This window comes from Rhodobacteraceae bacterium D3-12, from assembly GCA_025916135.1.
Lineage (GTDB): Bacteria > Pseudomonadota > Alphaproteobacteria > Rhodobacterales > Rhodobacteraceae > JAKGBX01.
In genome coordinates, this window is record CP104793.1 from 1726207 (window position 1) to 1749685 (window position 23479).

The window sequence follows — 23479 nt, forward strand, 5'->3', positions numbered from 1 at the left end:
CCCAAGGAAGTCAAAACATTACGATTACTTAGGCGAGTTTATGCCGGATGGCTTCCGGAACGCTATGAAAAAAGAAAAAAATGTGACGATAAAAAGGCAGGAAAGCCTTGGAAGTCAGGTGGTTGTTTCCCAATCCGAGACAATGGTAGACTTTTTTAGCTTTCGTTCAGAAAGCATGCCGATCACCAGCGAGGCAACGATGCAGGCGGTGAAAAGGTAAAGCCCCCAGGCGACTTCGATTTTGCCGATTCCGATGCCTTTGGAGAGGGTGATATAGAGCGCGATGAGGAAGATATCGGCCATCGCGAGCTTGCCCAGAATACCCAGCACCGGCAGCACCTTGGGGGAGAGCAGGTCGAAATGCAAAAGGCCAAGGCCGATGGTTTTCATATAGGGCGCGAAAAGGGCGAAGAAGGTCACCATCAGGGCGAGGAAAATGTCCGAGCTCCAGAGGCTTTGCAGGCCGGAAATAACGCTGATTTCATTGAGGGAAAACAGTGGCAAACCAAGTCCCGCGCGCATGAGCGGCGAGAACCAAGCAATCGGGAAAAGGATGATGAGGCTGAGATTGGCGATGCGCAGCATAGGTGGCCTTTCCGTGGTGCATTGGGCGAGAGGTAGGGGGGATTGCGGCGCGGTGCAATGGGCGGCGGCGTTAACCCGTTGTTAGGGGAGGTTAATTGGCCACATTGGCGGGGATCGGTGGGGGGTGATGTCCGGCTGACCTTCGGCTGACATGCGTATGACATCCGAAAACCGCATATGTTTACCCCGTATTAAGTAAATGCATCGTACGGTGGGGTAACGATTGGCGATCTTTCGGGTCGATATTTCCGGGCGGTGGTGCGGGGGTGTTTGAGGCTCGGATCAAGGTCGGAGGACGCCGGTTCAGCGTCTGACTGGCTGGGCGCGCTGTTGCTTAGCGTACCGCTTCGATCGGGCCGTCGGCGCGGCCGTGGATGAATTGATCGAGGTAGGGATCGCCGCTGTTGTCCATATCGGCAACGGGGCCGGTCCATTGGATGATACCATCGTGCAGCATCGCCACCTGATCGGCGATGGCACGGACCGAGGACATGTCGTGGGTGATGGTCATGGCGGTGGCCCCCATTTCGACGACGATCTCGCGGATGAGTTCGTTGATGACGCCAGACATGATCGGGTCGAGCCCGGTGGTGGGCTCGTCAAAGAAGATGATTTCAGGCTCGGCAGCGATCGCACGGGCGAGACCGACGCGTTTTTGCATGCCGCCCGAAAGCTCGGCCGGGAAGAGATCGGCGGTTTCGGGTTTGAGCCCGACGCGGCGGAGTTTTTCGATGGCGATCTCGCGGGCCTCTGCATGGGGGCGTTTGAGAGCGCCGCGCAGCAGGCGGAAGGAGACGTTTTGCCAGACGGGGAGCGAGTCAAACAGCGCGCCGCCCTGAAACAACATGCCAAAGCGGGCGAGGAAGGCGTCACGCTCGCCCGTGTTGATGCCAGTGTTGACGTCGGTGCCGTCAACCGTGATTTGGCCGCTGTCGGGTTTGATCAGGCCGAGGACGCATTTAAGCGCCACGGATTTGCCGGTGCCGGAGCCGCCGATGATGACCATGGATTCGCCGCGTGGGATGGTCAGGTTGACTCCCTGTAGCACACGTTTCGGGCCGAAGGATTTATGGATGTTCTTCAGCTCGATCATGGTGTGTTGCCCCCGTTGAACAGCGGCGGGATGCGCCTGCCGGCCCCACGGTTCGCACAATCTACGCCCAGCCGGGCAGGCGCATCCCGTCGGTCAGCGTTGGCCGGGCTATGGCGGACAGGTGATATCATGCGGCAAAGAACAGTTCGGTGAGGATGTAATTGGCGGCGAGGATCATCACCGAGGCGGCGACCACGGCGGATTTGGTGGCACGTCCGACCCCTTGGGCGCCACGGCCGGAGTTCATGCCGTAAAAACAGCCCATCGTGGCGACGATGAAGCCGAAGACCGCGCCTTTGATCATGCCGGAGGCGACGTCCCAGAGTTCGAGGAAGTCGGCGGTGTTCTTGAGGTAGGCGGCGGCGTTGAAATCGAGCCGCGTGATGCCGACGAGGTAGCCGCCCATGATGCCGATCGCATCGCCGACGCCGACCAGCACCGGCACGGCAAGGGTGGCGGCGAGGACGCGCGGCAGGGTGAGGTATTTCATCGGGTGGGTCGAGAGGGTGACGAGGGCGTCGATTTGTTCGGTCACCTTCATGGTGCCGATTTCGGCGGCGATCGAGCTGGCGACACGGGCGGCGACCATGAGGCCGCCAAGCACGGGGCCGAGTTCGCGGGCCATGCCGATGGCGACGATCGAGGGGACGACGGCTTCGGCGTTGAAGCGTGCACCGCCAGCGTAGATTTGCAAGGCCAGCGCGCCGCCGGTGAAGAGGGCGGTGAGGCCGACCACGGGCAGCGAGAGCCAGCCGATCTGAACCAGAGCGTGGGCAAATTCGCGGGCATAGAACGGCGGGCGGAAGAGATGTGTGATCGTGGAGATCGCAAACAGGCTTATCCGGCCAAGAAAGGCGAGGGCCGCGAGCGTGGTGGCGCCGGTGGCGGCCAGCGGCGCGGTGAGGGAGGTGGCGAGGCTCATGCTTTGGCCTTATCCGCCAGCATAGCGGCGGGTATAGCGCGGCCCGAGCGAGGTGAGGATTTCATAGCCGATGGTGCCCGCGTCATTGGCGAGGTCATCAACCTTTTGCGCATCGCTAAGGATGGAGAGCGTTTGCGGCGTGTCGGGCAGTTGGGTGATGTCGACACCGATCAGATCCATCGAGACGCGGCCAAGGATCGGGCAGGCGATATCGCCGGAATAGAGCGTGCCTGTGCCAGACAGCGCCCGCAGCAGCCCATCGGCGTAGCCGGCAGAGACGGTGGCAACGCGTCTGGGCGTGCTGGCCGTGAAGGTATTGCCGTAGCCAACGGTTTCGCCGGGGTCGACGTCACGCGTTTGGATCACCGGCAAATCGAGGCGCACGACCGGCGTGGCCAGATCGAACGGCAGCCCGCCATAGAGGCCGATGCCGGGGCGGGTGACGTCAAAGTGATACTCCTTGCCCAGAAGAATGCCGCCGGTGGCCGAGAGCGAGCGCGGGATGTCGAGCCCGTCCGTCATCTCGTGAAAGGTTTTGAGCTGTTGGCGGTTCATCGGGTGTGACGGCTCATCAGCGCAGGCGAGGTGGGACATGATCAGCGTCGGTTGTTGGCTGATCGCGATGTCGCGCACGGCCTGCCATTCGGAGAATTCCATCCCGAGGCGGTTCATGCCGGTGTCGAGTTGAATGCCAAAGGACGCGCCGGGCAGGGCTTCGACATGGCGGAGCAATTGATCGAGGCTGTTGATCATCGGCGTGAGAGAGAGATCGCCGATCATATCGGTGTCGCCGGGCATATGCCCCGACATCACATTGATTTCGGGCCCCGGGCCGAGGGTTTCGCGCAGCGCGGCGCCTTCTTCGGCGATGGCGACAAAGAAGCGGCGCGCCCCTGCGCGGGCCAATGCGCGCGACACGCGGCGCGCGCCGAGCCCATAGCCGTTGGCCTTGACCACGGCACCGGTTTCCCCATCGCTCATCGCGGCGAGACTGCGCCAGTTGGTCACCAACGCGTCGAGATCAATTGTCAAAATACCACCAGCCATGGGGCTTTTTCGGCCCGGTGACGGGTGAGGTCAAGGGGGAATGCAGCGACATTTTCGGCGCAAAGAGAGTTGACCGAGAGGCCGCGCGCGTCAAGAATGGCGGTATTATTGAGCAAATAGACCATAGGTATTGATATGAAACGTTTTCTAGGAGCGCGCGCGGGCGCGGTATTTCTTGCACTGATGACGGCCACGCCGGTTTGGGCGGATGCAGCGGCGGAGGTGCAAAAGAAAATCGCGACCTGTTTGGAGCGCAATTGTCGGGATTTGTCGCTGTCGGGGATCAAGGATCTGACGGTGATTCCGCCGGAGATTGCACAGTTGACCGGGATGTCGGGGCTGAACCTTGCGCGGACCGGGATCACCGATTTGTCGCCGATCCGCAATTACCCGTGGCTGCAGCGTTTGACGCTGGACAACACCGGGGTGAGCGATCTGAGCCCGCTGATCGGGATGGCGGCGCTGCGCGAGCTGAATATATCGCGCACGGCGGTGAGCGATATTGCTCCGCTTACGACGCTGACCGGATTGCGGACCTTGCGGATGCAGAAGGTGCCGGTCACCGATCTGAGCCCGCTGGCCAATCTGGTGACGCTGCGCGGGTTGGATATTAGCGATAGCCCGAGCACGGATATCACGCCGTTGAGCGCGTTGCGCAGCCTTGATTACCTGACGATTAGCAAGACCCGGGCGACCGATCTTTTGCCGTTGGCGGGGATGACGGGGCTGAGCGAGCTTTATATGTCGGGCGCGGCGGCGACCGATCTGTCACCTTTGGCGTGGCTTAAAGGGTTGGATACGCTGGATATTTCCAACACGCGGGTCACCGATCTGAGCCCGCTTGCGGGGTTGACCGGGTTGCGGCGGCTCTATGCACCGGGGATTGCGGCGACGGATATCGGGCCGCTGGCCAATCTGCGGTCGTTGCGGAGCGTGAACCTGCGCGGGGCGCCGGTGTCGGATCTGTCGCCTTTGGGTGGGTTGATCGCGCTGGAACAGGTCGAGTTCAGCAATACGAAGATCACCGATATCACGCCGCTGGCGGGGAAGGTGATGCTGCAATCGCTGTCGATCAGCGGCACGGGGGTGAGCAATATTTCGATTCTGGCCGCGTCGCGGGGGCTGCGGATCTTGCGGATCAGGAACACTTCGGTCGCGGATGTCTCGGTGCTGGGAGGCATGAGCCGGCTTGAGGATGCGCAGCTGGGCGATACGCCGCTGGGCAGCATTGCGGCGCTGAGCGGGAAGGCGAATTTGCGCTACGTTGTGATCCCCAACACCGGGGTGGCGGATGTGTCGCCGCTGTTCGGGTTGGAGAAGCTGAAGGGGCTGACCATTGGCAAGAACAGCGCGATCCCGGCGGCGCAGCTTGAGCAGTTGGAAGCGCAGGGCGTGCGGATCCGGCAGTAGAGCCCGGCAGTAGATACGGCACGAATTTGTGTCTTGGAGGCGCTCTCTCTTTGCGGGGGCGCCTTTTGCGTGCGGCTAGCCGGGTTCCGCCATGGAGTGCCAGAAAATGCGCACATTGGTGGCAAGGCCGTCGGCGTTGAACGTGCCGATCAACGTGCCATCAAGGATCAGGCGTGGCAGCGGGTCGCCGGGATTGCGATCAGGCACGCCGGTGCCCGTGGATTTGGCCCAGATCGCAAACAGCTCTTCCGAGGCGACGCGGTATTCGGTGTGCCAATGCGCGATGCCACCTGAAGATGTTTCGGCAAGGACTTCATAAGACAGGGAAATATCCTGTTGAAGCTTGATGCGATCCCAATAGGTTTTGCGCAGGTCGAAGGTGTTTTGGCATTGGAACGGCGTGTTCCAATAGGCACCATCGGGGGTAAAGAGCGCGGCGAATCCTTCGCTGTCCTGCCCCTCCCAAGTGCGTTTGTAGGCGGCCATAAAGGTGTGGATCGACATTAGAAGTCTCCTCCTGAGCCTTGTTGCCAGCGTTTGGCGAGGTTGCCGAAACGGGTGAATTCCGCTTCAAAGCTAAGCTCGACAGTGCCGATGGGGCCGTGACGTTGCTTGCCTATGATGACTTCGGCTTTGCCATGCAGGCCGGACATGCGGTCTTGCCATTCGGCCATTTTATCAAGCTCGTGATCACCGGGCTTTTCACGCTCGACATAGTATTCTTCGCGGAAGACGAACATAACCACGTCGGCGTCTTGTTCGATCGAGCCGGATTCACGCAGGTCAGAGAGCTGCGGGCGTTTGTCTTCGCGGCTTTCGACCTGACGGGAAAGCTGGGACAGGGCGATGACGGGGATATCAAGTTCCTTGGCTATCGCCTTGAGTCCCATGGAGATTTCGCCGATCTCCTGCACCCGGTTTTCGGAGGTGCCGCGGACCAGTTGCAGGTAGTCGACGATCAGCAGGTCCAGTCCGTGGGTCCGCTTGAGACGTCGGGCGCGGGCCGCGAGTTGGGCGATGGGAATCGCGGCGGTGTCGTCAATGAATAGCGGGCAGGCTTCGAGCGCCTTAGCGGCGTCGACGAAGCGGCGGAATTCGCTTTCGTCCATGTCACCCTGACGGATCTTGTGGCTGGAGATTTCCGAGGCTTCGGCGAGGATCCGACCGGCGAGCTGTTCGGCGCTCATTTCGAGCGAGAAGAAGCCGACGACACCGCCATCCACCGCGCCTTCGCTGCCGTCATGGCGGGTGCCGCGCTTGTAGGCTTTGGCGACGTTGAAGGCGATGTTGGTGGCGAGCGAGGTTTTGCCCATGGAGGGACGACCGGCGAGGATGAGCAGGTCAGATTTGTGCAGCCCGCCGAGTTTGCCGTCGAGGTCCATCAGGTCAGTGGCGATCCCGGCGAGGCCGCCTTCGCGTTGATAGGCGGCATTGGCGACATTAACAGCGTCGGTTACAGCCTTGAGAAAGCTTTGAAATCCGCTTTCTGACTGGCCTTGCTCGGCAAGTTGATAAAGGGCTTGTTCGGCTTCGACGATCTGCTCTTTCGGCTCGGAGCCGATTTCGACTTTGGAGGCTTTGGTCGAGATGTCTTTGCCAAGCTGGATCAGATCACGGCGGATGGCGAGGTCATAGATCAGCTGGGCATAGTCGCGCACGGCAAAGGCCGAGATCGCCGCGCCCGCGAGGCGGGCGAGATAGGCGGGACCGCCGAGTTCCTTGAGGCCGTCGTCTTCTTCAAAAAACGCTTTGAGCGTCACCGGGGAGGCGAGGTTGTTTTTTGCAATCCGTGCAGCGGCGGTTTCAAAGATGCGGGCATGGACCGGGTCATAGAAATGCGCCGGGCCGATGATCGCGGCGACACGGTCATAGATGTCATTATTGGTGAGAATCGCGCCAAGAAGCTGTTGTTCAGCCTCGATGGAGTGCGGAATGGTGTCGGGGTTCGAGACCTCGGCTCCGGTCGGATTGAAGGTGGTGACTTCGTTCATGATTCTGCTTTTTTGCTATCCCGCCATTGTGATACGCGAGCGCCTGCATGTGGGGCAAATTGTATGTTTTTGTGGATTGTTTGTGAGTATCACAATTCCACTATATTTGGAAGAACAACGGCTGGCGTCCACCGGATTTGGTGGAAGCTTACGTAGAGGAAGTGTCGATTGTTCCGCGCACGGCGCGGCGCGAATTTACGCGCCTTCTGCGTGCTCTTCCTGCCATTTTCGGGGGTCGTTCAGGAAGGCTTCGACGCCTGCGAGCGTTTCGGCATCAAACGCGTTTTGGGCGCGGGCTTCGGCGAGGACGTCCCACCATGTGCAGAGGTGATGCAAGCTAACGCCGTGATCGCCCAGCGTTTTCTCGGTCTCGGGGAAGATGCCGTAATAGAAGATGACAGCGGTGTGGGCGCAGGTGGCACCGGTCTCGCGGATGGCGTCAACGAAGGAGAGTTTCGAGCCGCCATCGGTGGTGAGGTCTTCGACGAGCAGGACGCGCTGGCCCTCGCTCATCTGGCCTTCGATTCGGGCGCCGCGACCGTAGCCTTTGGGTTTCTTGCGCACATAGGTCATCGGCAGGCCGAGGCGTTCGGCCATGAGGGCGGCGAAGGGGATGCCGGCGGTTTCGCCGCCTGCGATGTTATCGAATGCCTCAAACCCGGCGTTGCGCATGACGGTGACGGCCATGAAATCCATCATGGTCGAGCGGATGCGCGGATAGGAGATGGGGGTGCGGCAGTCGATATAGGTCGGGCTGGGCAGGCCGGAGGCGAGGGTGAAGGGCTCGCGGGCGTTGAAGTGGACCGCTTTGATTTCAAGCAGCATCCGGGCGGTGAGGCGGGCGATTTCTTCTGCCGAGGGGTAGGAGGAGGGGATCATGGTGACGGGCCTTTGGCTGATGGCGGGAGCGAGGGGCCAGCCCCTCGCGCTCCCCGGGATATTTCGGGTCAGATGAAGTTACTGGATGGACCAGTAGACGGGAAAGCCGGGGTCGAAAACGGTGACAGTGTGCTCGCCCGCGGGGATTTTTTGCGGCCATTGAGTTGGGGTTGCGCCGCGGGCGAGGGTGATCGTGTCGGTGTTGACCGGCAGGCCGTAATAGGCGGGGCCGTTGAGGGAGGTGAAGCCTTCGAGCCTGTCGAGGGCGTTTGCGGTTTCGAAGGTCTGGGCCAGGATCGGCATGGCGTTGGGCGCAGTGAAGCAACCCGCCGAGCAGCATTCGCTTTCCTTGGCGTGGGTTGGGTGCGGCGCGCTGTCGGTGCCGAGAAAGAAGCGTTTGTCGCCGGAGGTGGCGGCCGCCAGCAGGGCCTTGCGATGGCTGCCGCGTTTGAGGATCGGCAGGCAGTAGTAATGCGGGCGCATGCCACCGACGAGCATGTCGTTGCGATCAAGGATCAGGTGCTGCACCGTGATGGTGGCGGCGAGGTCTTTGTCGTTGGCGCGGACGTAATCGACGCCTTGCGAGGTGGTGATATGTTCCATGACCACGCGCAGGCTGGGGGTTGCGCGGCGGATCGGATCAAGCACGCGGTCGATGAAGACGGCTTCGCGGTCGAAGATGTCGATCTCGGGGTCGGTGACTTCGCCGTGGACGCAGAGGGGGCAGCCGATCTCGGCCATTTTCTCAAGCACGGGGCGGACCTTGTCGAAATTGGCGACGCCGGAGGCGGAATTGGTGGTGGCGCCAGCCGGGTAGAGTTTGACCGCGGTGATCAGGCCAGAGGCATGGGCGGCGGCGAGGTCTTCGGGGTCTGTATCCTCGGTCAGGTAGAGGGTCATCAGCGGTTTGAAATCCGCGCCCTTGGGCAGGGCGGCGATGATCCGATCGCGGTAGGCGGCGGCATCGGCCGAGGTGACCACCGGCGGCACGAGATTGGGCATGATGATGGCGCGGCCAAAACCGCGGGCAGTTTCGGGCAGGACGGCAGCGAGCATTGCGCCATCGCGCAGGTGCAGGTGCCAATCGTCGGGGCGGCGGATTGTGATGCTGGTCATGGTTCCAGCGATTAGCGCAAAGGCGCGGTGCTTTCCAGTGCTGAGATGGGGCCCGGTGCCGCCCGTGTTAAAATTTTGCTGGCGTGTCGGGTTTGGGCGGGTTGGCGGCGGTATCGCCCGCATTGGCGGCACGCAGCAATTGATTGAGGCGGCGCGAGAAGCGCGGGGCATTGTCGAGCCGCGAGACCACGTTGCGGCAAAGCATGGTGGCGAGCGCGGGGCGGTCTTGTTTGTCGACCTCGGCCAGCACGCGGCGCAGGTAAGGTGGGTGGGTGCGACGCGCACGCATCAGGCGCGCGAAGCTTTCGGTGGTGAGCGCACCATCGCCAAAGAGCGCGAGCAGCGGCGCGAGCAGTTTCATCTGGATCAGGTCGGTCTGGATCGCGGCGCCCATGAAGCGCATGCGGAATTTTTCAACATTGGGGCGGGTGAACAGCGCGGTATGCATCGCGTCAAGTTCGACCGACGGGTCATAGAGGATGAAGACGTTTGTCGCCGCGTCGAGCATATCGGGAGCATAGCCGTAGCGATCATCAAACCGGGTGCGGCGCATATGGGTGAAGCGGTCATCCCATTCGGCGATGCGCGGATCAAGCGTGGCTTGGGGCTGGATGGCCAGCACCTCTGCGCCGGGGGCGGCGACGGAGAAGGCGGCGGCGGCGTAGCCACAGGGGCCAGCGCCATAAAACAGGATGCGGTCGAATTCGTCAAAGAAGCCGTCGTCGATCAGAGCGTCGAAATAGCCGAACACGTCGCGGTCCCGAAACCATGTGTCGCCTTGCGAGACGAGGGTGAGGGACGACCAGCCGCGGCTTCGGGTCATGGACCAGCCCAAGGGTTCGGCGCTTTCGGTAAGGGCGCGCATGCCTTGGATGGTTTCGAAGCTGACCAGCAGGGTGGATCCGGCATCGAGGAAAGCCGCAAAGTGGCGTTGACCGAGGGGCTGGAAATGGCCGTGGGCCTCTCCGGTGTCGGCCAAACGGGTCAGCCATTCGGCTTTGGCAAGGCCGGACAGGTCGATCTCGAGCTCATATGGCGTGTCTTGCATCGGTTTTGCCTCGCAGGGGACGCGCCGATTGAACGGGATTGGCCGGGCGCGTTTATTGGTTTGCGCATCGGATTAGGCGGCAAATCGGGCAAAAATTGGGAGAAGACTTGGGGATTTGAGGTGCTTAGTCGGGTTTTCCGAGGGCGGCGTGATGACGCAGGAACGCGGCGGCCTGTTTAGAGACCGGGCGCGTGGGCGGTGTTTGCAGCAAGCGGCCATAGAGGGCGCGGAAGGGTTCGTCCTGTAGCAGTTTGAGGAAGCGCGATTTGCGCCAATCCACGGCGGCGCGGTGCAGGCGGCTGAGTTCGGCATCGGCGTGGAGGGATGCGAGATGCGCGGCGCGGGGCGTGGCGAGGGCGTCGATCGAGCGGTCTTCGGCGATCATATAGTTGCGTTCGACCCAGTAATCGAGATCAAGCATATGGTCGCTGTGAACGGCGCGGCCACGGTCGGCTTTGATCACGAAATTCTCCATGCTGCCAAGGGGATAGTGGTTGAGTTGCGCCAATCCGTAGTTGGGGCGGCCATAGGGGGAAAAGATCCGCGCGGTGGCGAAATTGGCGGGCAGGGCGCGACCGTGGCCATCGAACCAGCGGGCATTCGGCAGGCGCGATTTATCGGGGCTGCGCGGGCGGTGGATGCCGAGCTTGCCGTAGGTGCCATCGTTGCGAAAGAGCGTTTTGAACATCGCGGCGCGCCACGGCCAGAACATGATCTCGGGCGCGGCGTGGGTGAAGGTGTCGAGCACCGGCGTGTCCTCGTACCGGGCGAGGCCCATGGAGCCGAACAGCCGCCATGTGAGGGTGATGGCGGTGGCATCGGGCAGGGCGGCGAGCAGGTCCGGGATGGTGTGGTCGCCGGTATGGATGTTGATGAATTCGTCGACATCAAGGGTGATGATCCAGTCAGCTGCGGCCACCTCTGGCGTGGTGTCGGCGTGTTTCATCGCCGTGAACTGGATCCCGCCCTTGTGATAGGGGCCGGGGTTGGGGATGTGGGTGATGAGGCCGAGCGCGGCCAGCCGGTCGAGCATCAGCTCGGTGCCATCGTCGCAATCATTGGAGTAGATCAGAAAGTCGCTGATCCCGGCCGCCCGGTGATGGGCGAGCCATTCAAGCAGGTAGGCGCCTTCGTTGCGGACGGTGAGGACGACGAGGATTTTCAAGGGCTTACCACTCGCGCCGGAAGACGACGACCTTGCGATAGGACCAGCGGGGGTAATAGGTGAGGCCGCAGTTGTGCATCGCTTCGAACACGGCGCGCACGCCTGCGGCCTTGATCCATTGCGGGTGCAATTCGATCACCGCAGCGCGCAGACCGTCGTATTTAAGGGCCGGGAGAAGTTCGGCCTCGGCGCCTTCGATGTCGCAGATCAGCACGTCTGGCTTGATCTCATTAAAGGTGGTGTTGATGCCGCGCACCTCGATCTGTTCGACCGATTGAATGCCATCGGGGTTGAGCGCATCGCCGTCCAGAGAGGAGGCGAGGAAGTTCCTACGGACGTAGAAATTGCGCGGCTTGGCCTTGCGCGGGCCAAGCAGGGCGTTGTGTACGGTGGCGTTGGTGATGCCGTTCAGCGCGTGGGCGCTGCGGATATAGTCGATCAGTTGGGGGTTGGCCTCAAACGCGTGAATTTCTTTGACCGGGCGTTTTGCGCCGATCAGGGTCGAGATATAGCCAAGCCCGGCGCCAAGTTCCAAAATTGTGTCACCTTCGCGCGCGATTTTCATCACGGCGTCGGCTTCATAGCCTTCATAGGTGTTCTCACGCAGGGAGCGGCGGATGCGCGGGCGGGTGATGCCCTGCACCTTTGGCATCTTGATGCCGCGCGAGATGATGTGCGGCGTGTTTTGGGCAACTTCAGGGGCAGAAGCGTCCATGGCTCAACTCTCCATATCAAGGGCAAGGGCATAGGCAACACGCTCGGTTTCGGTCAGCTTGATCTTGACCGCCTGTTCGTAGAGGTCGGCGAATTCGTCCATTCCGTGCAGTTCTTCGGCCTTGGCGCGGTGCCATTCAAGGCCTTGGTGGTGCAAATCGTGCAGGGGTTTATCCTGCATCAGGCGGTCATATTCGGCCCGCAGACGCGGCAGGTTGCGTTTGATCGTGACATCGCGGAAATCGGACCAATCCATGCGGATCCAATAGTTGATGCCGATTGAGCGGTCGACATGCAGGGCGCGGCCACGTTGACGTTTGATCAGAAAGGATTCAGCCGAGCGCAGGGCGTAGTGGTTGAGTTGTAATAGGTCGTAACCGATTGATTTCTTGGAACTTCGCCAGCCTTTTTCCGCCGCCTCGCGGGTCATATCCTGACCCGAGCCATTGACCCATTTGACCTGTGATTTGAAAGCATCATCAAGCTTGTTGGGGCGATGGCAGGAGATTTTCTCATAGGCACCGATATTGCGGAACATGGTTTTGAAGCCCCAAACGGTATGCGGCTTGGGACAGAATTTCGGGGCGCAGGTGTCGAATTGGTCGATCACGAACTCATCCGCCAGTTTGGTCACGTTGTTGTGGCCAAACAGCCGCCACGTCATGGCGACATTGGTGGCGTCTGGCACCGCTTGGAAAAAATCGTCGAGGGTGCCGTTCCCGCAGCGCACATTGATGAATTCGTCCACGTCAATATGGATGATCCACTCGGCGTTTTTGATCACGTCTTCCTTGAGCGCCTGATTGAGCGCGTATTGCTGGGGCGAGTTGCCTTTCCACTTGTCGTTGTTGCGGTGCTGAAGCACGCCCATTTCCTGTAACCGGTCCAGCAGTTCGGAGGTGCCGTCAGAGCAATCATTGGTGTAGATCAAGAAGTTATCGACGCCCATTGCGCGGTGATAGGCGACCCATTCGATGATGTAGGGGGCCTCGTTCTTCATGCAGCCGACGATGACATTGCCGGAATTGCCGGCGGGCAGCGGACGGGGGGTGATTTCGCTATAGGGGGCGGCGAGTTGGTCTTCGTCGACCATGCCGAGCTTGTTATGCGGGGCGAAAGAGCTGTTGCGGAGTTTGGCGAAATTCTGCTGTGCCAAGGGGGGCATGAGGGCGCGGGCGGTGTCGGTGAGGCCGTCGTTGTTTTTAGGTTTTTCTTCAATCGGTTGCGCGTCACTCTTCATGTTTTCAAGCGCGGCGAGTTTGTCATTTTTGGCCTGTCGGGTGGCCTTGTCGATGCGCCACATGAAGGCGAGCAAATATTGCGAGGCACGGTAGCCATTGCCGGGGTCGGCCTCGACCCATGGCGCGGTGGCTTTGGCGGGTTTGAAGTGGGCCGGTTTGAGCGCGGGGTGGCTTTTGGTCAGCGCTTTGAGCTGGGGGGCGAAGGATTGGGAAATTTCGGACAGGCTTGAAGCGTCGATGGGATCGCCGGAGATTTCGAGTTCGCCCAAGAATTTACGCCAGAGCGGGCGCGGCAGGATACGCTTGCGTTGACCCAAGACCCGCAGGAGCAATTCGTTGAGTTGCCGGGCGCGGGCGAGCCATGCGGCGGAAGGTTGCTCGGGCGGTGTTTCGGCTTCGGCGCGGCCAATGTTTTCTTTTATGTCAAAGGCTTCGCGGATTTCGTTAATGATGTCAGAGCCATAAAACCGCGCCGCATCATAGGGGCGTAGGGTGACGGAGCCGGCACCGAAGGCCGCCTCCCAATGGGTCACGAGGCGGGGGTAGTCGAGCCAGAACGGCGGCGTTTGGGTTTCAAGGAACTGGCCCGCTTGCGGGTCGATTTTATGGGCGTCGAGCAGGGCGTCGTCCCACCAATCGCTGCTTCCGGCGAGGTCGCGTTCAAGGTCGAGCGGCGCGGCGCGCCCTTCGAGGACCTGTGCGGCGTAGTGGCGGGCAAGGAGGCGGCCCGGCTCATCAATATGGGCGAGGATTTGAATGTCGTTCGACAGCGGCGCGAGAAGGGATTTCAGACGCTCGACCTCGGACGGGCGGGCAAGGGACACGCCGAGTTGCGAGGCGGACAAGATCATGAGATCGGGCGTATGCGCGTCGATTTCACGCTTGAGACCCTCGGCGACCTCTTTGAGCAGCTCGGCCTGAGACTGGGGCGTGATGTAGCCGCGATTGAAGCGCAGCGGGTCGATATGATCGGGGTCGGTCACGGCCATGAACAGGCGGGTGTGGTTCTTGGGTCCGGGCTTCGCGGGAAGAGGATGCCCTTGGAAATAAGGCCTTCGCGTTTGTCCGCGAGGACAGATTGCAGGCGGTCGGCTCCGACCTCGGCCATGCCGATATGAAGAATGATGCGCATCAGGCGACGGCGTCCTTGTTGGTGTTGAGCCGTCCCCACCAAGGCAAGTCGCGACCCAGAAAGGCGGCGATCTTTTGCGGGGCAGTTTGGTCGGCGATGTTATATTCGAGAAAGTCATCTGCGCCCGCGAAAACATGGGCGAGAAAGGCATGATGCGCCGCGATCCATTGGGCGCGTTCGAGGTTGGTATGGCCAAAGCCGCGCGGCAGGCCCGGCACGGTGAGTTTGGGCAGGCGTTCGATCCCCATGTCGGACCATTTCAGCATCGAGAGCGCCTGATCCTTGGGGTCGCGGGAGGAGGCAAGGAAGCGCACGCCGGGGTGGTGGGCGCGCAGGGCCGCAAGCACCCCCCAATCGGTTTGCGGCCAATAGGAGAGGTTGCCACGGGTCATGCCGATTTCGGAAAACCCGTCAAAGTCTGACAGGGTTTGCAGCGGGTCACCGGAGGCAAAGTAGCCTTGATACATCTGCCCGCCGACAAAGCGCCCGCGCAGCGCCTTGTTATCGGTATCGCGCCAGCGGATGCGGTAGTCGGCGACCTTGAAACCGGCCTCGCGCAGGGCGCGGGCCAGCGTGGTGGTGCCGGATTTCGGCAGGCCGAGGTTGATGACGATCTGGCGGCTCATGAGGCGAGTCCGAGGTCGATCAGCATCGCCTCTTCCTGGTGGGAGATGGTGGGGGCGGATTTGAGGTGCTTGTAGAGTTTGGCATAGGGGCGTTGCTCTAGCAGCTCATCGCGTTTGGCCTTGTGACGTGCAACAGCTTCGTCGTGCAGGGATTTGATTTCATTGTCAGATTTCAATTCGTCCAGAGCGGCAGTGAGGCCCGGCAAGTAGCGGTGGATCGACGTGTCGAGAAAGCCGTTGTCGTTGCGTTCACGCCAGTAGGTATCATCGAAGGCGCGGTTTTCGCGGTTCACATCACCGCGGTCATTCTTGACCAGATAGCTATCAAGCGAGCGCAGCGCGTAGTGGTTGAGCGTGGCAAATTCGCGCGCACCGTGGGCCGGAAACTTGCGAATACGGCGCGGATTGGCGGCGACGAGGAAGCGATGCGGCACCTCGCGGCCCGATCCATCGGTCCATGAGGGGCGTTTGCGCGGCGGCAGACCCTTGCGGAAAAACGGCCGGTGGGCGCCGAAATATTGCAGCGGGAAGTCGTGGCGGACCAGCGATTTCACCTCAATCGCGGTTTCGCCGCACCAGAGGTCGGGGTTGTGCGAGCGGGTGAATTGGCCGATCACCGGGCGGTCGTCAAACGCTTTCACCCCGTCATTGGCAAAGAATTGAAACGTGAGCGAGATCGCGTGAGGGTTGTCACATGCCTCGATCAGGGCGGGGATGGTGTGATCGCCCACATGGATGTTGAGAAACTCATCAACATCGGCGACCCAGACCCAATCGGCCTCGGTCACGATCTCTTGCTTGGCGGCGTCTTTGAGCGCCTCCATCTGGTAATTGCGCCCTTCGGCGGGGTTGGGCAGGTGGTGCACCAGCCCGCGCGCGGCCAAGGCATCAAGCAAGTGGTCGGTGCCGTCGGTGCAATCGTTGGAATAGATCAGGTAATCGGTCACGCCAATCAGGCGATTGAAGGCGATCCATTCCAACAGGAACGGCCCCTCGTTTTTGACACATGTGACTGCCGTGATCTTCATCACGGACGCCCCGCCGGAAACCCGGAATTCGTTTGCATTGTTCTGCCTGCCTGACGCGTTGGTCATGATTTGATGGGGTTTATCCCATGCTTTTATTGAGAAAGACCTTCGCATTTGCGCCCCTTGGCGTCAATCTTTGGCAAAAGCGGTGAATGACGCAATGGGGTGGTGTTGCTTGACGGCAGCGCAAGCACATGCAGGACTGTGCAAAAGAGGAGGGGCAGGCATGAGCGATATGACAACGATCGACGATGTTCAGGCGATGTTAACCAGCCAAGACTATGTCTGTGGGCGGGCTTTGGCGACGGTGGTGTTCTTATCGCTCAAGCTGGGGCGGCCATTGTTTTTGGAGGGCGAGGCCGGGGTCGGCAAGACCGAGATTGCCAAGGCGATTGCCGCAGGATTGGGGCGGCGGTTGATCCGGTTGCAATGCTATGAAGGGCTCGACGCGGGATCGGCTGTTTACGAGTGGAATTTCGCGGAGCAGATGATTGCCATTCGCACAGCCGAAGCCACGGGAGGCGCGGATCGTGAGGCGTTGAAAACCGAGCTGTTCACTGAGGATTATCTGATCGAGCGCCCGTTGTTGCAGGCGATGCGCGCACAGGAGGGCGGCGCGCCGGTCCTGCTGATTGATGAGTTGGATCGCACGGATGAGCCGTTTGAGGCGTTCTTGCTCGAGGCGCTGAGCGATTTTCAGGTGACGATCCCTGAGTTGGGCACGGTAAAGGCGCCGGAACCGCCGATTGTGATCCTGACCAGCAACCGCACGCGGGAGGTGCATGATGCGCTCAAGCGCAGGTGTTTGTATCATTGGGTCGATTACCCGGATTTCGAGCGTGAGGTCGAGATATTGCAGGCGCGCGCGCCCGAGGCCGCCGAGGCGTTGAGCCGTCAGGTGGTGGGGTTTGTGCAGGCGCTGCGCACGGAAGATTTGTTCAAGAAACCCGGCGTGGCCGAGACCATTGATTGGGCCAAGTGCCTGTTGGCATTGGATGTTCTGGACCTTAGTCCCGAAGTGATTGCCGATACGGTGGGCGCGATTTTGAAGTATCAGGACGACATTCAAAAGCTGCAAGGCTCAGAAGCCAAGCGCATTCTGGACGAGGTGAAAGCCACGTTGGAGCCAGCATAACGGGGCTGCGGGCAAGAGGGGCAAGGCGGATGTTCGAAGTTGAGTTGGACCCGGTGTTTGGCGTGGCCGATCCGTTGTTGGCGCGCGCAATTTTAGAGAGCGATCAGGGCGGGCGCGGTTTGTTTGCCGATTTGCTGTTTGCGGTGGGCGAAGACAGGGCCGAAGAACAAGAGGCGGCGTTTGAAACGGGAGAGTTTCAAGTTGGCAGGGGCGGGCCGGAAAGCTTGGCGGTGGGGTGATCGCGCCCGGGGCGTTCAATGGTTGAAGCGATCCCGCTTGAGCTGCCTGAGCGGCCAAAGCTTGCCCAGAATATCATCCATTTCGCACGGGCGTTGCGCAAGGCGGGCCTGCCGATTGGGCCGGGGCGGGTGATTGATGCGATCCGCGCGGTTGAGGTGGCGGGGTTCAGCGAGAAGCGTGACTTTTTCTGGGTGCTGCATGCTTGTTTTGTGAACCGGCCAGAGCATCGGCGCGTGTTTGCACAGGTGTTCCGGCTCTATTGGCGCGACCCGCGCTATATGGAGCATATGATGGCGATGATGCTGCCGGCGCTGCGGGGGGCGCAGGAGGCGCGCAAGCCCGAGGCCGGTGAGAAACGCGCAGCCGAGGCGTTGCTTGACGGGGTTGAGCGGGATTTGCCGGACATAGAGGACGAAGGTGAGGACGAGAGCGAGATTGAGATCGACGCCTCGCGCACCATGTCGGGCGAGGAGCGGTTGCGGTCCTTGGATTTTGAGCAGATGAGCACGGCGGAAGTGGCCGAAGCCAAGCGCATGCTGGCGCGGTTGAAGCTGCCGGTGCGCCCGATTGCGTCACGGCGCAGCGAGGCGGCCATGCTGGGGCGGGCGATGGATTGGCGGCGCACCATGCGGCGGGCGATGCGGCGCGGCGGAGAGCTGGACCGTCTTGAGATGAAAGCGCCCAAGGAGCGGTGGCCCAATCTGGTGGTGCTGTGCGATATCAGCGGCTCGATGAGCCAGTATTCGCGGATGGTGCTGCATTTTCTGCATGCGGTGGCAAACCAGAAGGGGGCGGGATGGGCCAAGGTGCATGCCTTCACCTTTGGCACGCGGCTGACCAATATCACCCGGCATCTGGCGACGCGCGATGTGGATCAGGCGTTGGCCGCAGCCGGAGCCGAGGCGCAGGATTGGGAAGGTGGCACGCGGATCGCAGAGAGCCTGCATGCGTTTAACCGGGATTGGTCGCGTCGGGTGATGGGGCAGGGCGCGGTGGTTTTGCTGATCAGTGATGGGCTGGATCGGGACGCAGAGGGCGCGTTGGGCCGCGAGATGGAGCGGTTGCATCTGTCGGCGCGGCGGCTGATCTGGCTCAATCCGTTGCTGCGATGGGACGGGTTTGCGCCCAAGGCGCGTGGCATTCGCGAGATGTTGCCGCATGTCGATGCGTTTCGCGCCGGGCATTCCATTGCCACGCTGGAAGAGCTGGCAGCGGCGATTTCGCGGCGCGATGACCTGGGCGAAAAGGCGCGTTTAATGGAGATGATGCGCAAGGAATAGCGTCATGATAGCGTCATGCGGACTGGCGTCCGAATGGGCGTTGTCGGTGAGGCCGGGGCGTTTTCCGTGACGGAAAACAGACCGAAATCCGTGACGGATTTCGGTTAGCCGGGGGCTGGCATTGCGCATCCGGCAGACGGGTGAGCAGGAAGCTCTTGTCGTCAGGCTCACGCGAGAGCACGGTATCACCGGCGTCACAATCGTGAAAATAGATGTCGGACCCGCCGGTGATCAACAGCTTTGTCCCGCTTTTGTCTACCAGATTGAACCGACCTCCATCGCATTCCAGACCGCAGGACATGCCTTTGCCATCGGGCCAGCAAAAGCCGGTCGCGCCGTAGGCCTCGCTGTTGCCGCGCAGGGTGACGGAGAGATTCACGACGATTTCAGGCGCCTTTGGATAGATCAACGGCTGGCCATCTTTGCCAAACGGGCCGGAGACGCGCGGGAAATGATCAATCCGGATCGCGGTGACCTGTTGTTTGGGGTGTTTGGCGAGGTGATCGGCGCTGTAGCTTCGCGCATAGCAGCTGTTGCTGGCGCCGAAGTGGCGGGTCAGCGGGCTATCGGCGAGTGCGGGGGCCGCGAGGAAAGCCGAAATTGCGAGAGCGGCGGGAAGAAATTTGATCTGGATCATTTTAAAGCATTCCACTTTCAATATATATGGTTTTCAGAATGTGAATCATGAACAGGAGGTCAGTTATGACACTCGACTGGAAACTGGGCGGCATCCTTTTAGGTTTTGTTTTCTTCCTTGCGGTGCTGTTGGTCAAGCCCATCGGGGTATCGACGCAGTTTGTTATCCTTGATGGGATCATCGGTGACGCGGTGAATTCCGAGCTTGTGACGCAAACCGATACGGGCTTTACCTCGACCAACGCATATCTTGCGAAATCGGACGGAAAATATGCCAAATCCGTTGCTAACCCGCTGAACTATAGCTTTGTTTTTGTCATCGCCATGATGATCGGGGCTTTTGCATCGGCCATGGCGCGGGGCGGGATCGGCGCGGATGAGCGGCGATTGCCCGCGATTTGGTATGCAAATTACGGTGACACGCCGATGAAGCGCTATGCCGTCGCCTTTGTGGGCGGGTTTATCGTGCTTTATGGCGCGCGGCTCGCCGGGGGGTGCACCTCGGGGCATATGATGAGCGGGATGATGCAGACATCTTTGTCGGGCTATATCTTTGCTCTTGGAGCTTTTGCTGCGGCGGTGCCCGTGGCGATGATGATGTATCGCAAGGAGGGTTAAGCCATGACATCTATTATTCTCGCATTGGTGATTGGCGCCGCTTTTGGCGCGACGCTTGACCGGATTGGGGCGACGAACCCGAATTGGATCGGCAGGATGTTGAACCTGACTAATCTGCATTTGATGAAGACGATTTTGCTGGCGATTGGTGTCGGGTCGATCCTGATGTTTGGCGGGCAGATGCTGGGCCTTGTTGAGGTTGGGCATATGAGCGTGAAGGCGGCTTATGTCGGTGTGTTCATCGGCGGATTGCTGCTTGGCGCGGGTTGGGCGATGGCGGGCTATTGTCCCGGCACCAGCGTTTGCGCCGTCGCGGCGGGGCGCAAGGATGCGCTGTTTTTCATCGCCGGCGGCTTGCTGGGGGCGGCGGCCTATATGGTCACCTATCCGATGTGGAAAGCCAGCGGCATGCTGGACAATATCGCCGGGGGCAAGGTGACGCTTGGCACGGTTCCGGGTTCGAAGTTCGACGGCATCTGGGCGGTTCAGGGCGACGTATTGGGCCTTGTTCTGGGGGCGGCGTTTGTTGTGATCGCCTTTGTTTTGCCGGAGCGGTTGGCCGGATCGGGCGAGGTGATTGCCCCGGCAGAGTGAACTGGCAGAATGACCCTGCAGAATGAGTAGGGTCAGCTTGTTAGGCTGACTGGTCACAGATCAAAGACCGCAGTGACGACCGCTCTATGGATATGGGGCGGTCGTTTGCGTTTACGCCCAAAGGCGCGCCGGAGTGGGTTGGCCAATGCGGACGCGGGCTTAGGTGATTGATCTTGCCGCGCGGGAGCGTCATGCTGCGCCGGATCGACATTCGCGCGAAGGGTGAGAGATGGACCGGTTCGACAACATTCCCGAAGTGGCGCTTGAGTGGGTGCAGGCCGGGCGCAAGGTTGCCTTGGCGACTGTGGTGCAGACCTGGGGCAGTGCGCCGCGCCGTGTCGGCAGCCAGTTGGTGATTGCTGATGATGGCGCGATGGCGGGCTCGGTTTCGGGCGGGTGCGTCGAGGGCGCGGTGGTTGTCGAAGCGCTTGAGGCGATCGAAGACAGCGCCCCGCGCGTGTTGGAATACGGCGTGAGCGATGGCGATGCTTTTGCGGTCGGGTTGGCCTGTGGCGGGACGATCAGGGTGATGGTCGAGCCGGTGGGCGCAGTGATCCCTGTGGCGCTGTTAGAGGAGCTGGTTGCGGCGCGCGCCGCACGCGAGAAGGTGGCGGTTTTGTCGCCACAAGGCAGCGGCACGCGGCAGATCCTGCGCGACGGGTTTGCCGAGCGGTTTCGCATGGATCGCTCAGGGTTTGAGGAGGACGGTGGGTTTGTCACTATCCACAATCCGCCGTTGCGGATGATCATTGTCGGCGCGGTGCATATCGCACAGGCGCTGGTGCCGATGGCGCGGCTGGCCGGGTTTGACCCGTTGTTGATTGATCCGCGCCCAGCGTTTGCCGCGCAAGAGCGGTTTCCCGGTGAGACCATTGTCGAGGATTGGCCCGATGAGGGGGTGCGCGCCTATGGGTTGGACATGCGCACGGCCCTTGTTTTGCTGACACATGACCCCAAGCTGGACGATCCGGCGCTTGAGGCGGCACTGCGTTCAGAGGTGTTTTATATTGGCGCGCTCGGGTCGACCCGGACCCATGGCAAACGGGTGGAGCGGCTGCGGGCTGCGGGGTTTGGCGACACGGAGATTGCGCGAATTCACGGGCCTGTCGGGCTTGATATTGGCGCGGCCAGCCCGGCAGAGATTGCCGTTTCGATCCTGTCGCAGGTGGTCGCGGTTTTGAGGGCGGCGTGAAGTTCGCCGCGATCCCCGTGGCCGAGGCCGAGGGCGCCATTCTGGCCCATTCGGTGCGGGCCGGTGCAGAACGGCTGCGCAAGGGGCTTGTGCTTGAGCGGGGGCATCTGGAGAAACTGCAAGCGGCGGGGATCGAGAGCGTGGTGGCTGCGCGGCTTGATGCGGATGACGTGCATGAGGACGAGGCGGCGCTGACTGTGGCGCGGGCGTTGATCGGCGGTTCGGCGGGGAACTTGCGATTGACGCGGCCGGGCACGGGGCGGGTCAATGTCATGGCCGAGGGGTCGGGCGTGGCGGTGCTGGATGCTGTGCGCTTGGGCGAGGTGAACCGGGTGAACCCGATGATCACGGTCGCCACGGTGCCGCCGTTTCAGCAGATGGAAGCGGGCGGCATGGTCGCGACGATCAAGATCATCTCATACGGCGTGCCGGGGCGGGATATTGGCAAGGCCGTCGGGCGTGGCCGCGGGGCGATTGCGATGAACACGCCGGTGATGGAGCGTGCGAGTTTGATCATCACCGAAATCCCCGGCGGGGCGGGCGAGAAGGGGCGCGATGCGATCGAGGCGCGGCTGAACGCTTTGGGTGTTGATCTGTCGCAGGTGTGTGTTGTGCCGCATGAGATTGGCGCGCTGTCCGATGCCTTGGCGCAGGCGCGGGGCGAGGTTGTGTTGATCCTGACCGGATCGGCGACGTCGGACATGTATGATGTCGGGCCGGAGGCGCTTAGGCATGCGGGGGGCAAGGTCAAACGGTTCGGGATGCCGGTGGACCCCGGCAATCTTTTGTTCCTTGGGCGATTGGGTAAGCGGCCAGTGATTGGCCTGCCGGGGTGCGCGCGCTCGCCCGCTTTGAATGGGGCGGATTGGGTTCTGAGCCGGGTGGTTTGTGGGCTGAAGGTGAGCAATGCGGATATTGCCGGGATGGGCGTTGGTGGCTTGCTCAAGGAAATTCCGACGCGCCCGATGCCAAGGAAAGGGCGGCGGAGGTAGCGGGCGGGCGTGTCGCGCGGGGCCGCGTGGGCGGGCCGTTGTTCAGTGTGTCGCGCAGATTGTCGCTCAGATCACGACATCGACGCTGGCTTCCTCTCCACTTGCGGTTCGGGTGAAGACCATCGAGACCGCTTGTGCTTCGCTCTCTGACAGGCGGTTGAAAATCCTGTCGCGACGGTTGACGGGGTGGCCGTCGATATAGAATTGGGTCGTCAGCACTTCCTCGTCGTTCTCGAAGAGTTTGACGTGGATATGCGGCGTGCGCCCCGGGTAGGTCACCGGTTTGATGGTGCGGAAGGAATAGCCGCCATCCGGGCCGGTGATGTCATGGCCGAAGCCCTGAAACGCCGGGTCGAACTTCATCGCCTGACGGTCGCCGGGGTGGAGGTATTTGCCGTTCATGTCGCATTGCCAGATCTCGATCCGGCGATCCGCGAGTGGTGCGCCGTTGGCGTCGAGCACGCGGCCTTTGAGGCGGAACACCTCGCCGCCGGCCTCGCGCACGGTGCCGAGGATCTTGACCAGATCATTGTCGATATCGGCCCTGCGCATGGAGGGGGTGGGGTAGAAGGGCCCTTCGGTCGCCGGGGCGGTCAGGGCGGCAGAAAGCGCGGGCTGTGCCAGAGCCGAGAGGCCGAGGGTGCCGAGCGTTCCACCGACAAAGCGACGGCGCGAAGGTTTGGAAGTGTCCATGGTGTCCTATCCGGTTTGCTGCTTGTGGTGGTTATACGCAGGCTAAAGCGTCCCCACGGTTCCGCAAGGTGATCGGCGCCGTGCCTGATCCCACGGGGGATC

23 protein-coding genes and 1 pseudogene are annotated in these 23479 nt (G+C 61.4%); 8 read left to right on the plus strand and 16 right to left on the minus strand.

Features of this window, described 5'->3' with window-relative positions; genetic code table 11:
• Positions 1-114: 114 nt before the first annotated feature.
• From N4R57_08525 to alr, 4 genes are all read right to left on the minus strand, one after another.
• Positions 115-585: a paraquat-inducible protein A gene (locus tag N4R57_08525; GenBank protein UYV39040.1), complete on the minus strand. Its 471-nt coding sequence runs from the start codon at positions 583-585 to the stop codon at positions 115-117.
• A gap of 334 nt (positions 586-919) precedes the next feature.
• Positions 920-1678, minus strand: coding sequence for an ATP-binding cassette domain-containing protein (locus tag N4R57_08530; protein UYV39041.1), 759 nt, complete (start codon positions 1676-1678; stop codon positions 920-922).
• 127 nt (positions 1679-1805) lie between these two features.
• Positions 1806-2600, minus strand: a complete 795-nt coding sequence (locus N4R57_08535) for an ABC transporter permease (protein ID UYV39042.1) — start codon at positions 2598-2600, stop codon at positions 1806-1808.
• A gap of 9 nt (positions 2601-2609) precedes the next feature.
• Entirely contained in the window at positions 2610-3647 is a 1038-nt protein-coding gene (gene alr, locus N4R57_08540) for an alanine racemase (protein ID UYV39043.1), read from the minus strand.
• 135 nt (positions 3648-3782) lie between these two features.
• Between alr and N4R57_08545 the strand changes: the two genes are divergently transcribed.
• Positions 3783-5057 carry a hypothetical protein gene (locus N4R57_08545; GenBank protein ID UYV39044.1) on the plus strand — a complete coding sequence of 425 codons (1275 nt, stop codon included), beginning with the start codon at positions 3783-3785 and terminating at the stop codon, positions 5055-5057.
• Positions 5058-5132: 75 nt separating this feature from the next.
• Here the strand turns inward: N4R57_08545 and N4R57_08550 are convergent, their stop codons facing one another.
• The 10 genes and pseudogenes from N4R57_08550 to N4R57_08595 form a co-directional block, all read right to left on the minus strand.
• Positions 5133-5561, minus strand: a complete 429-nt coding sequence (locus N4R57_08550) for a hypothetical protein (protein ID UYV39045.1) — start codon at positions 5559-5561, stop codon at positions 5133-5135.
• Positions 5561-7048, minus strand: coding sequence for a replicative DNA helicase (locus N4R57_08555; protein ID UYV39046.1), 1488 nt, complete (start codon positions 7046-7048; stop codon positions 5561-5563). The genes N4R57_08550 and N4R57_08555 overlap by 1 nt, the downstream gene beginning before the upstream one ends.
• A gap of 195 nt (positions 7049-7243) precedes the next feature.
• Positions 7244-7927, minus strand: coding sequence for an orotate phosphoribosyltransferase (locus N4R57_08560; GenBank protein ID UYV39047.1), 684 nt, complete (start codon positions 7925-7927; stop codon positions 7244-7246).
• A gap of 78 nt (positions 7928-8005) precedes the next feature.
• Positions 8006-9043 carry a dihydroorotase gene (gene pyrC, locus N4R57_08565; protein ID UYV39048.1) on the minus strand — a complete coding sequence of 346 codons (1038 nt, stop codon included), beginning with the start codon at positions 9041-9043 and terminating at the stop codon, positions 8006-8008.
• 67 nt (positions 9044-9110) lie between these two features.
• A complete protein-coding gene (locus tag N4R57_08570) occupies positions 9111-10091 on the minus strand; it encodes a phosphoadenosine phosphosulfate reductase (GenBank protein ID UYV39049.1) in 981 nt (326 codons plus the stop codon).
• A gap of 124 nt (positions 10092-10215) precedes the next feature.
• Positions 10216-11256 carry a glycosyltransferase family 2 protein gene (locus tag N4R57_08575; GenBank protein UYV39050.1) on the minus strand — a complete coding sequence of 347 codons (1041 nt, stop codon included), beginning with the start codon at positions 11254-11256 and terminating at the stop codon, positions 10216-10218.
• 4 nt (positions 11257-11260) lie between these two features.
• Positions 11261-11971, minus strand: coding sequence for an FkbM family methyltransferase (locus tag N4R57_08580; protein ID UYV39051.1), 711 nt, complete (start codon positions 11969-11971; stop codon positions 11261-11263).
• Positions 11972-11974: 3 nt separating this feature from the next.
• Positions 11975-14343, minus strand: a pseudogene (locus N4R57_08585) (glycosyltransferase family 2 protein).
• Complete coding sequence (locus N4R57_08590) at positions 14343-14969, minus strand: sulfotransferase family protein (protein UYV39052.1); 627 nt, start codon at positions 14967-14969, stop codon at positions 14343-14345. Before N4R57_08590 ends, N4R57_08585 begins: the two are co-directional and overlap by 1 nt.
• Positions 14966-15997, minus strand: coding sequence for a glycosyltransferase family 2 protein (locus N4R57_08595; protein UYV39053.1), 1032 nt, complete (start codon positions 15995-15997; stop codon positions 14966-14968). The genes N4R57_08590 and N4R57_08595 overlap by 4 nt, the downstream gene beginning before the upstream one ends.
• Positions 15998-16223: 226 nt before the next feature.
• Here N4R57_08595 and N4R57_08600 point away from each other — a divergent pair, with 226 nt between their 5' ends.
• Genes N4R57_08600 through N4R57_08610 form a run of 3 tightly spaced genes read left to right on the plus strand, consistent with a single transcriptional unit; the run spans position 16224 to position 18652 of the window.
• Positions 16224-17132: a MoxR family ATPase gene (locus N4R57_08600; protein UYV39054.1), complete on the plus strand. Its 909-nt coding sequence runs from the start codon at positions 16224-16226 to the stop codon at positions 17130-17132.
• Between the two features lie 29 nt (positions 17133-17161).
• Positions 17162-17371 (plus strand): hypothetical protein, encoded by a 210-nt coding sequence (locus N4R57_08605; GenBank protein ID UYV39055.1) that lies wholly within the window; start codon positions 17162-17164, stop codon positions 17369-17371.
• Positions 17372-17389: 18 nt separating this feature from the next.
• Complete coding sequence (locus tag N4R57_08610) at positions 17390-18652, plus strand: VWA domain-containing protein (protein ID UYV39056.1); 1263 nt, start codon at positions 17390-17392, stop codon at positions 18650-18652.
• Positions 18653-18665: 13 nt separating this feature from the next.
• On the opposite strand, the gene N4R57_08615 is transcribed toward N4R57_08610, so the two are convergent.
• Positions 18666-19289 carry a hypothetical protein gene (locus N4R57_08615; GenBank protein ID UYV39057.1) on the minus strand — a complete coding sequence of 208 codons (624 nt, stop codon included), beginning with the start codon at positions 19287-19289 and terminating at the stop codon, positions 18666-18668.
• Positions 19290-19354: 65 nt separating this feature from the next.
• On the opposite strand from N4R57_08615, the gene N4R57_08620 reads away from it, so the two are divergent.
• The 4 genes from N4R57_08620 (at position 19355) to N4R57_08635 (ending at position 22684) form a co-directional block, all read left to right on the plus strand.
• Positions 19355-19906: a YeeE/YedE family protein gene (locus N4R57_08620; GenBank protein ID UYV39058.1), complete on the plus strand. Its 552-nt coding sequence runs from the start codon at positions 19355-19357 to the stop codon at positions 19904-19906.
• A gap of 3 nt (positions 19907-19909) precedes the next feature.
• On the plus strand, positions 19910-20500 hold the full coding sequence (locus N4R57_08625; GenBank protein ID UYV39059.1) for a YeeE/YedE family protein: 591 nt from the start codon (positions 19910-19912) through the stop codon (positions 20498-20500).
• Positions 20501-20729: 229 nt separating this feature from the next.
• On the plus strand, positions 20730-21692 hold the full coding sequence (locus tag N4R57_08630) for an XdhC family protein (protein UYV39060.1): 963 nt from the start codon (positions 20730-20732) through the stop codon (positions 21690-21692).
• The gene (locus N4R57_08635) at positions 21689-22684 is read left to right on the plus strand and encodes a molybdopterin-binding protein (protein ID UYV39061.1); all 996 of its coding nucleotides are present in this window, start codon (positions 21689-21691) and stop codon (positions 22682-22684) included. The genes N4R57_08630 and N4R57_08635 overlap by 4 nt, the downstream gene beginning before the upstream one ends.
• A gap of 66 nt (positions 22685-22750) precedes the next feature.
• Here the strand turns inward: N4R57_08635 and N4R57_08640 are convergent, their stop codons facing one another.
• Positions 22751-23377: a protocatechuate 3,4-dioxygenase gene (locus tag N4R57_08640; protein UYV39062.1), complete on the minus strand. Its 627-nt coding sequence runs from the start codon at positions 23375-23377 to the stop codon at positions 22751-22753.
• Positions 23378-23479: the final 102 nt, after the last annotated feature.

What these genes read in the sequence shown, in the direction of transcription:
- N4R57_08625 (UYV39059.1), top strand. Translation starts at nt 19,910, where the DNA reads ATGACATCTATTATTCTCGCATTGGTGATTGGCGCCGCTTTTGGCGCG.
- N4R57_08595 (UYV39053.1), bottom strand. Translation starts at nt 15,997, where the DNA reads ATGAAGATCACGGCAGTCACATGTGTCAAAAACGAGGGGCCGTTCCTG.
- N4R57_08580 (UYV39051.1), bottom strand. Translation starts at nt 11,971, where the DNA reads ATGGACGCTTCTGCCCCTGAAGTTGCCCAAAACACGCCGCACATCATC.
- N4R57_08555 (UYV39046.1), bottom strand. Translation starts at nt 7,048, where the DNA reads ATGAACGAAGTCACCACCTTCAATCCGACCGGAGCCGAGGTCTCGAAC.
- N4R57_08615 (UYV39057.1), bottom strand. Translation starts at nt 19,289, where the DNA reads ATGATCCAGATCAAATTTCTTCCCGCCGCTCTCGCAATTTCGGCTTTC.
- N4R57_08590 (UYV39052.1), bottom strand. Translation starts at nt 14,969, where the DNA reads ATGAGCCGCCAGATCGTCATCAACCTCGGCCTGCCGAAATCCGGCACC.
- N4R57_08600 (UYV39054.1), top strand. Translation starts at nt 16,224, where the DNA reads ATGAGCGATATGACAACGATCGACGATGTTCAGGCGATGTTAACCAGC.
- N4R57_08570 (UYV39049.1), bottom strand. Translation starts at nt 10,091, where the DNA reads ATGCAAGACACGCCATATGAGCTCGAGATCGACCTGTCCGGCCTTGCC.
- N4R57_08535 (UYV39042.1), bottom strand. Translation starts at nt 2,600, where the DNA reads ATGAGCCTCGCCACCTCCCTCACCGCGCCGCTGGCCGCCACCGGCGCC.
- N4R57_08550 (UYV39045.1), bottom strand. Translation starts at nt 5,561, where the DNA reads ATGTCGATCCACACCTTTATGGCCGCCTACAAACGCACTTGGGAGGGG.
- N4R57_08610 (UYV39056.1), top strand. Translation starts at nt 17,390, where the DNA reads ATGGTTGAAGCGATCCCGCTTGAGCTGCCTGAGCGGCCAAAGCTTGCC.
- pyrC (UYV39048.1), bottom strand. Translation starts at nt 9,043, where the DNA reads ATGACCAGCATCACAATCCGCCGCCCCGACGATTGGCACCTGCACCTG.
- N4R57_08620 (UYV39058.1), top strand. Translation starts at nt 19,355, where the DNA reads ATGACACTCGACTGGAAACTGGGCGGCATCCTTTTAGGTTTTGTTTTC.
- N4R57_08530 (UYV39041.1), bottom strand. Translation starts at nt 1,678, where the DNA reads ATGATCGAGCTGAAGAACATCCATAAATCCTTCGGCCCGAAACGTGTG.
- N4R57_08640 (UYV39062.1), bottom strand. Translation starts at nt 23,377, where the DNA reads ATGGACACTTCCAAACCTTCGCGCCGTCGCTTTGTCGGTGGAACGCTC.
- N4R57_08560 (UYV39047.1), bottom strand. Translation starts at nt 7,927, where the DNA reads ATGATCCCCTCCTCCTACCCCTCGGCAGAAGAAATCGCCCGCCTCACC.
- N4R57_08545 (UYV39044.1), top strand. Translation starts at nt 3,783, where the DNA reads ATGAAACGTTTTCTAGGAGCGCGCGCGGGCGCGGTATTTCTTGCACTG.
- alr (UYV39043.1), bottom strand. Translation starts at nt 3,647, where the DNA reads ATGGCTGGTGGTATTTTGACAATTGATCTCGACGCGTTGGTGACCAAC.
- N4R57_08605 (UYV39055.1), top strand. Translation starts at nt 17,162, where the DNA reads ATGTTCGAAGTTGAGTTGGACCCGGTGTTTGGCGTGGCCGATCCGTTG.
- N4R57_08630 (UYV39060.1), top strand. Translation starts at nt 20,730, where the DNA reads ATGGACCGGTTCGACAACATTCCCGAAGTGGCGCTTGAGTGGGTGCAG.
- N4R57_08525 (UYV39040.1), bottom strand. Translation starts at nt 585, where the DNA reads ATGCTGCGCATCGCCAATCTCAGCCTCATCATCCTTTTCCCGATTGCT.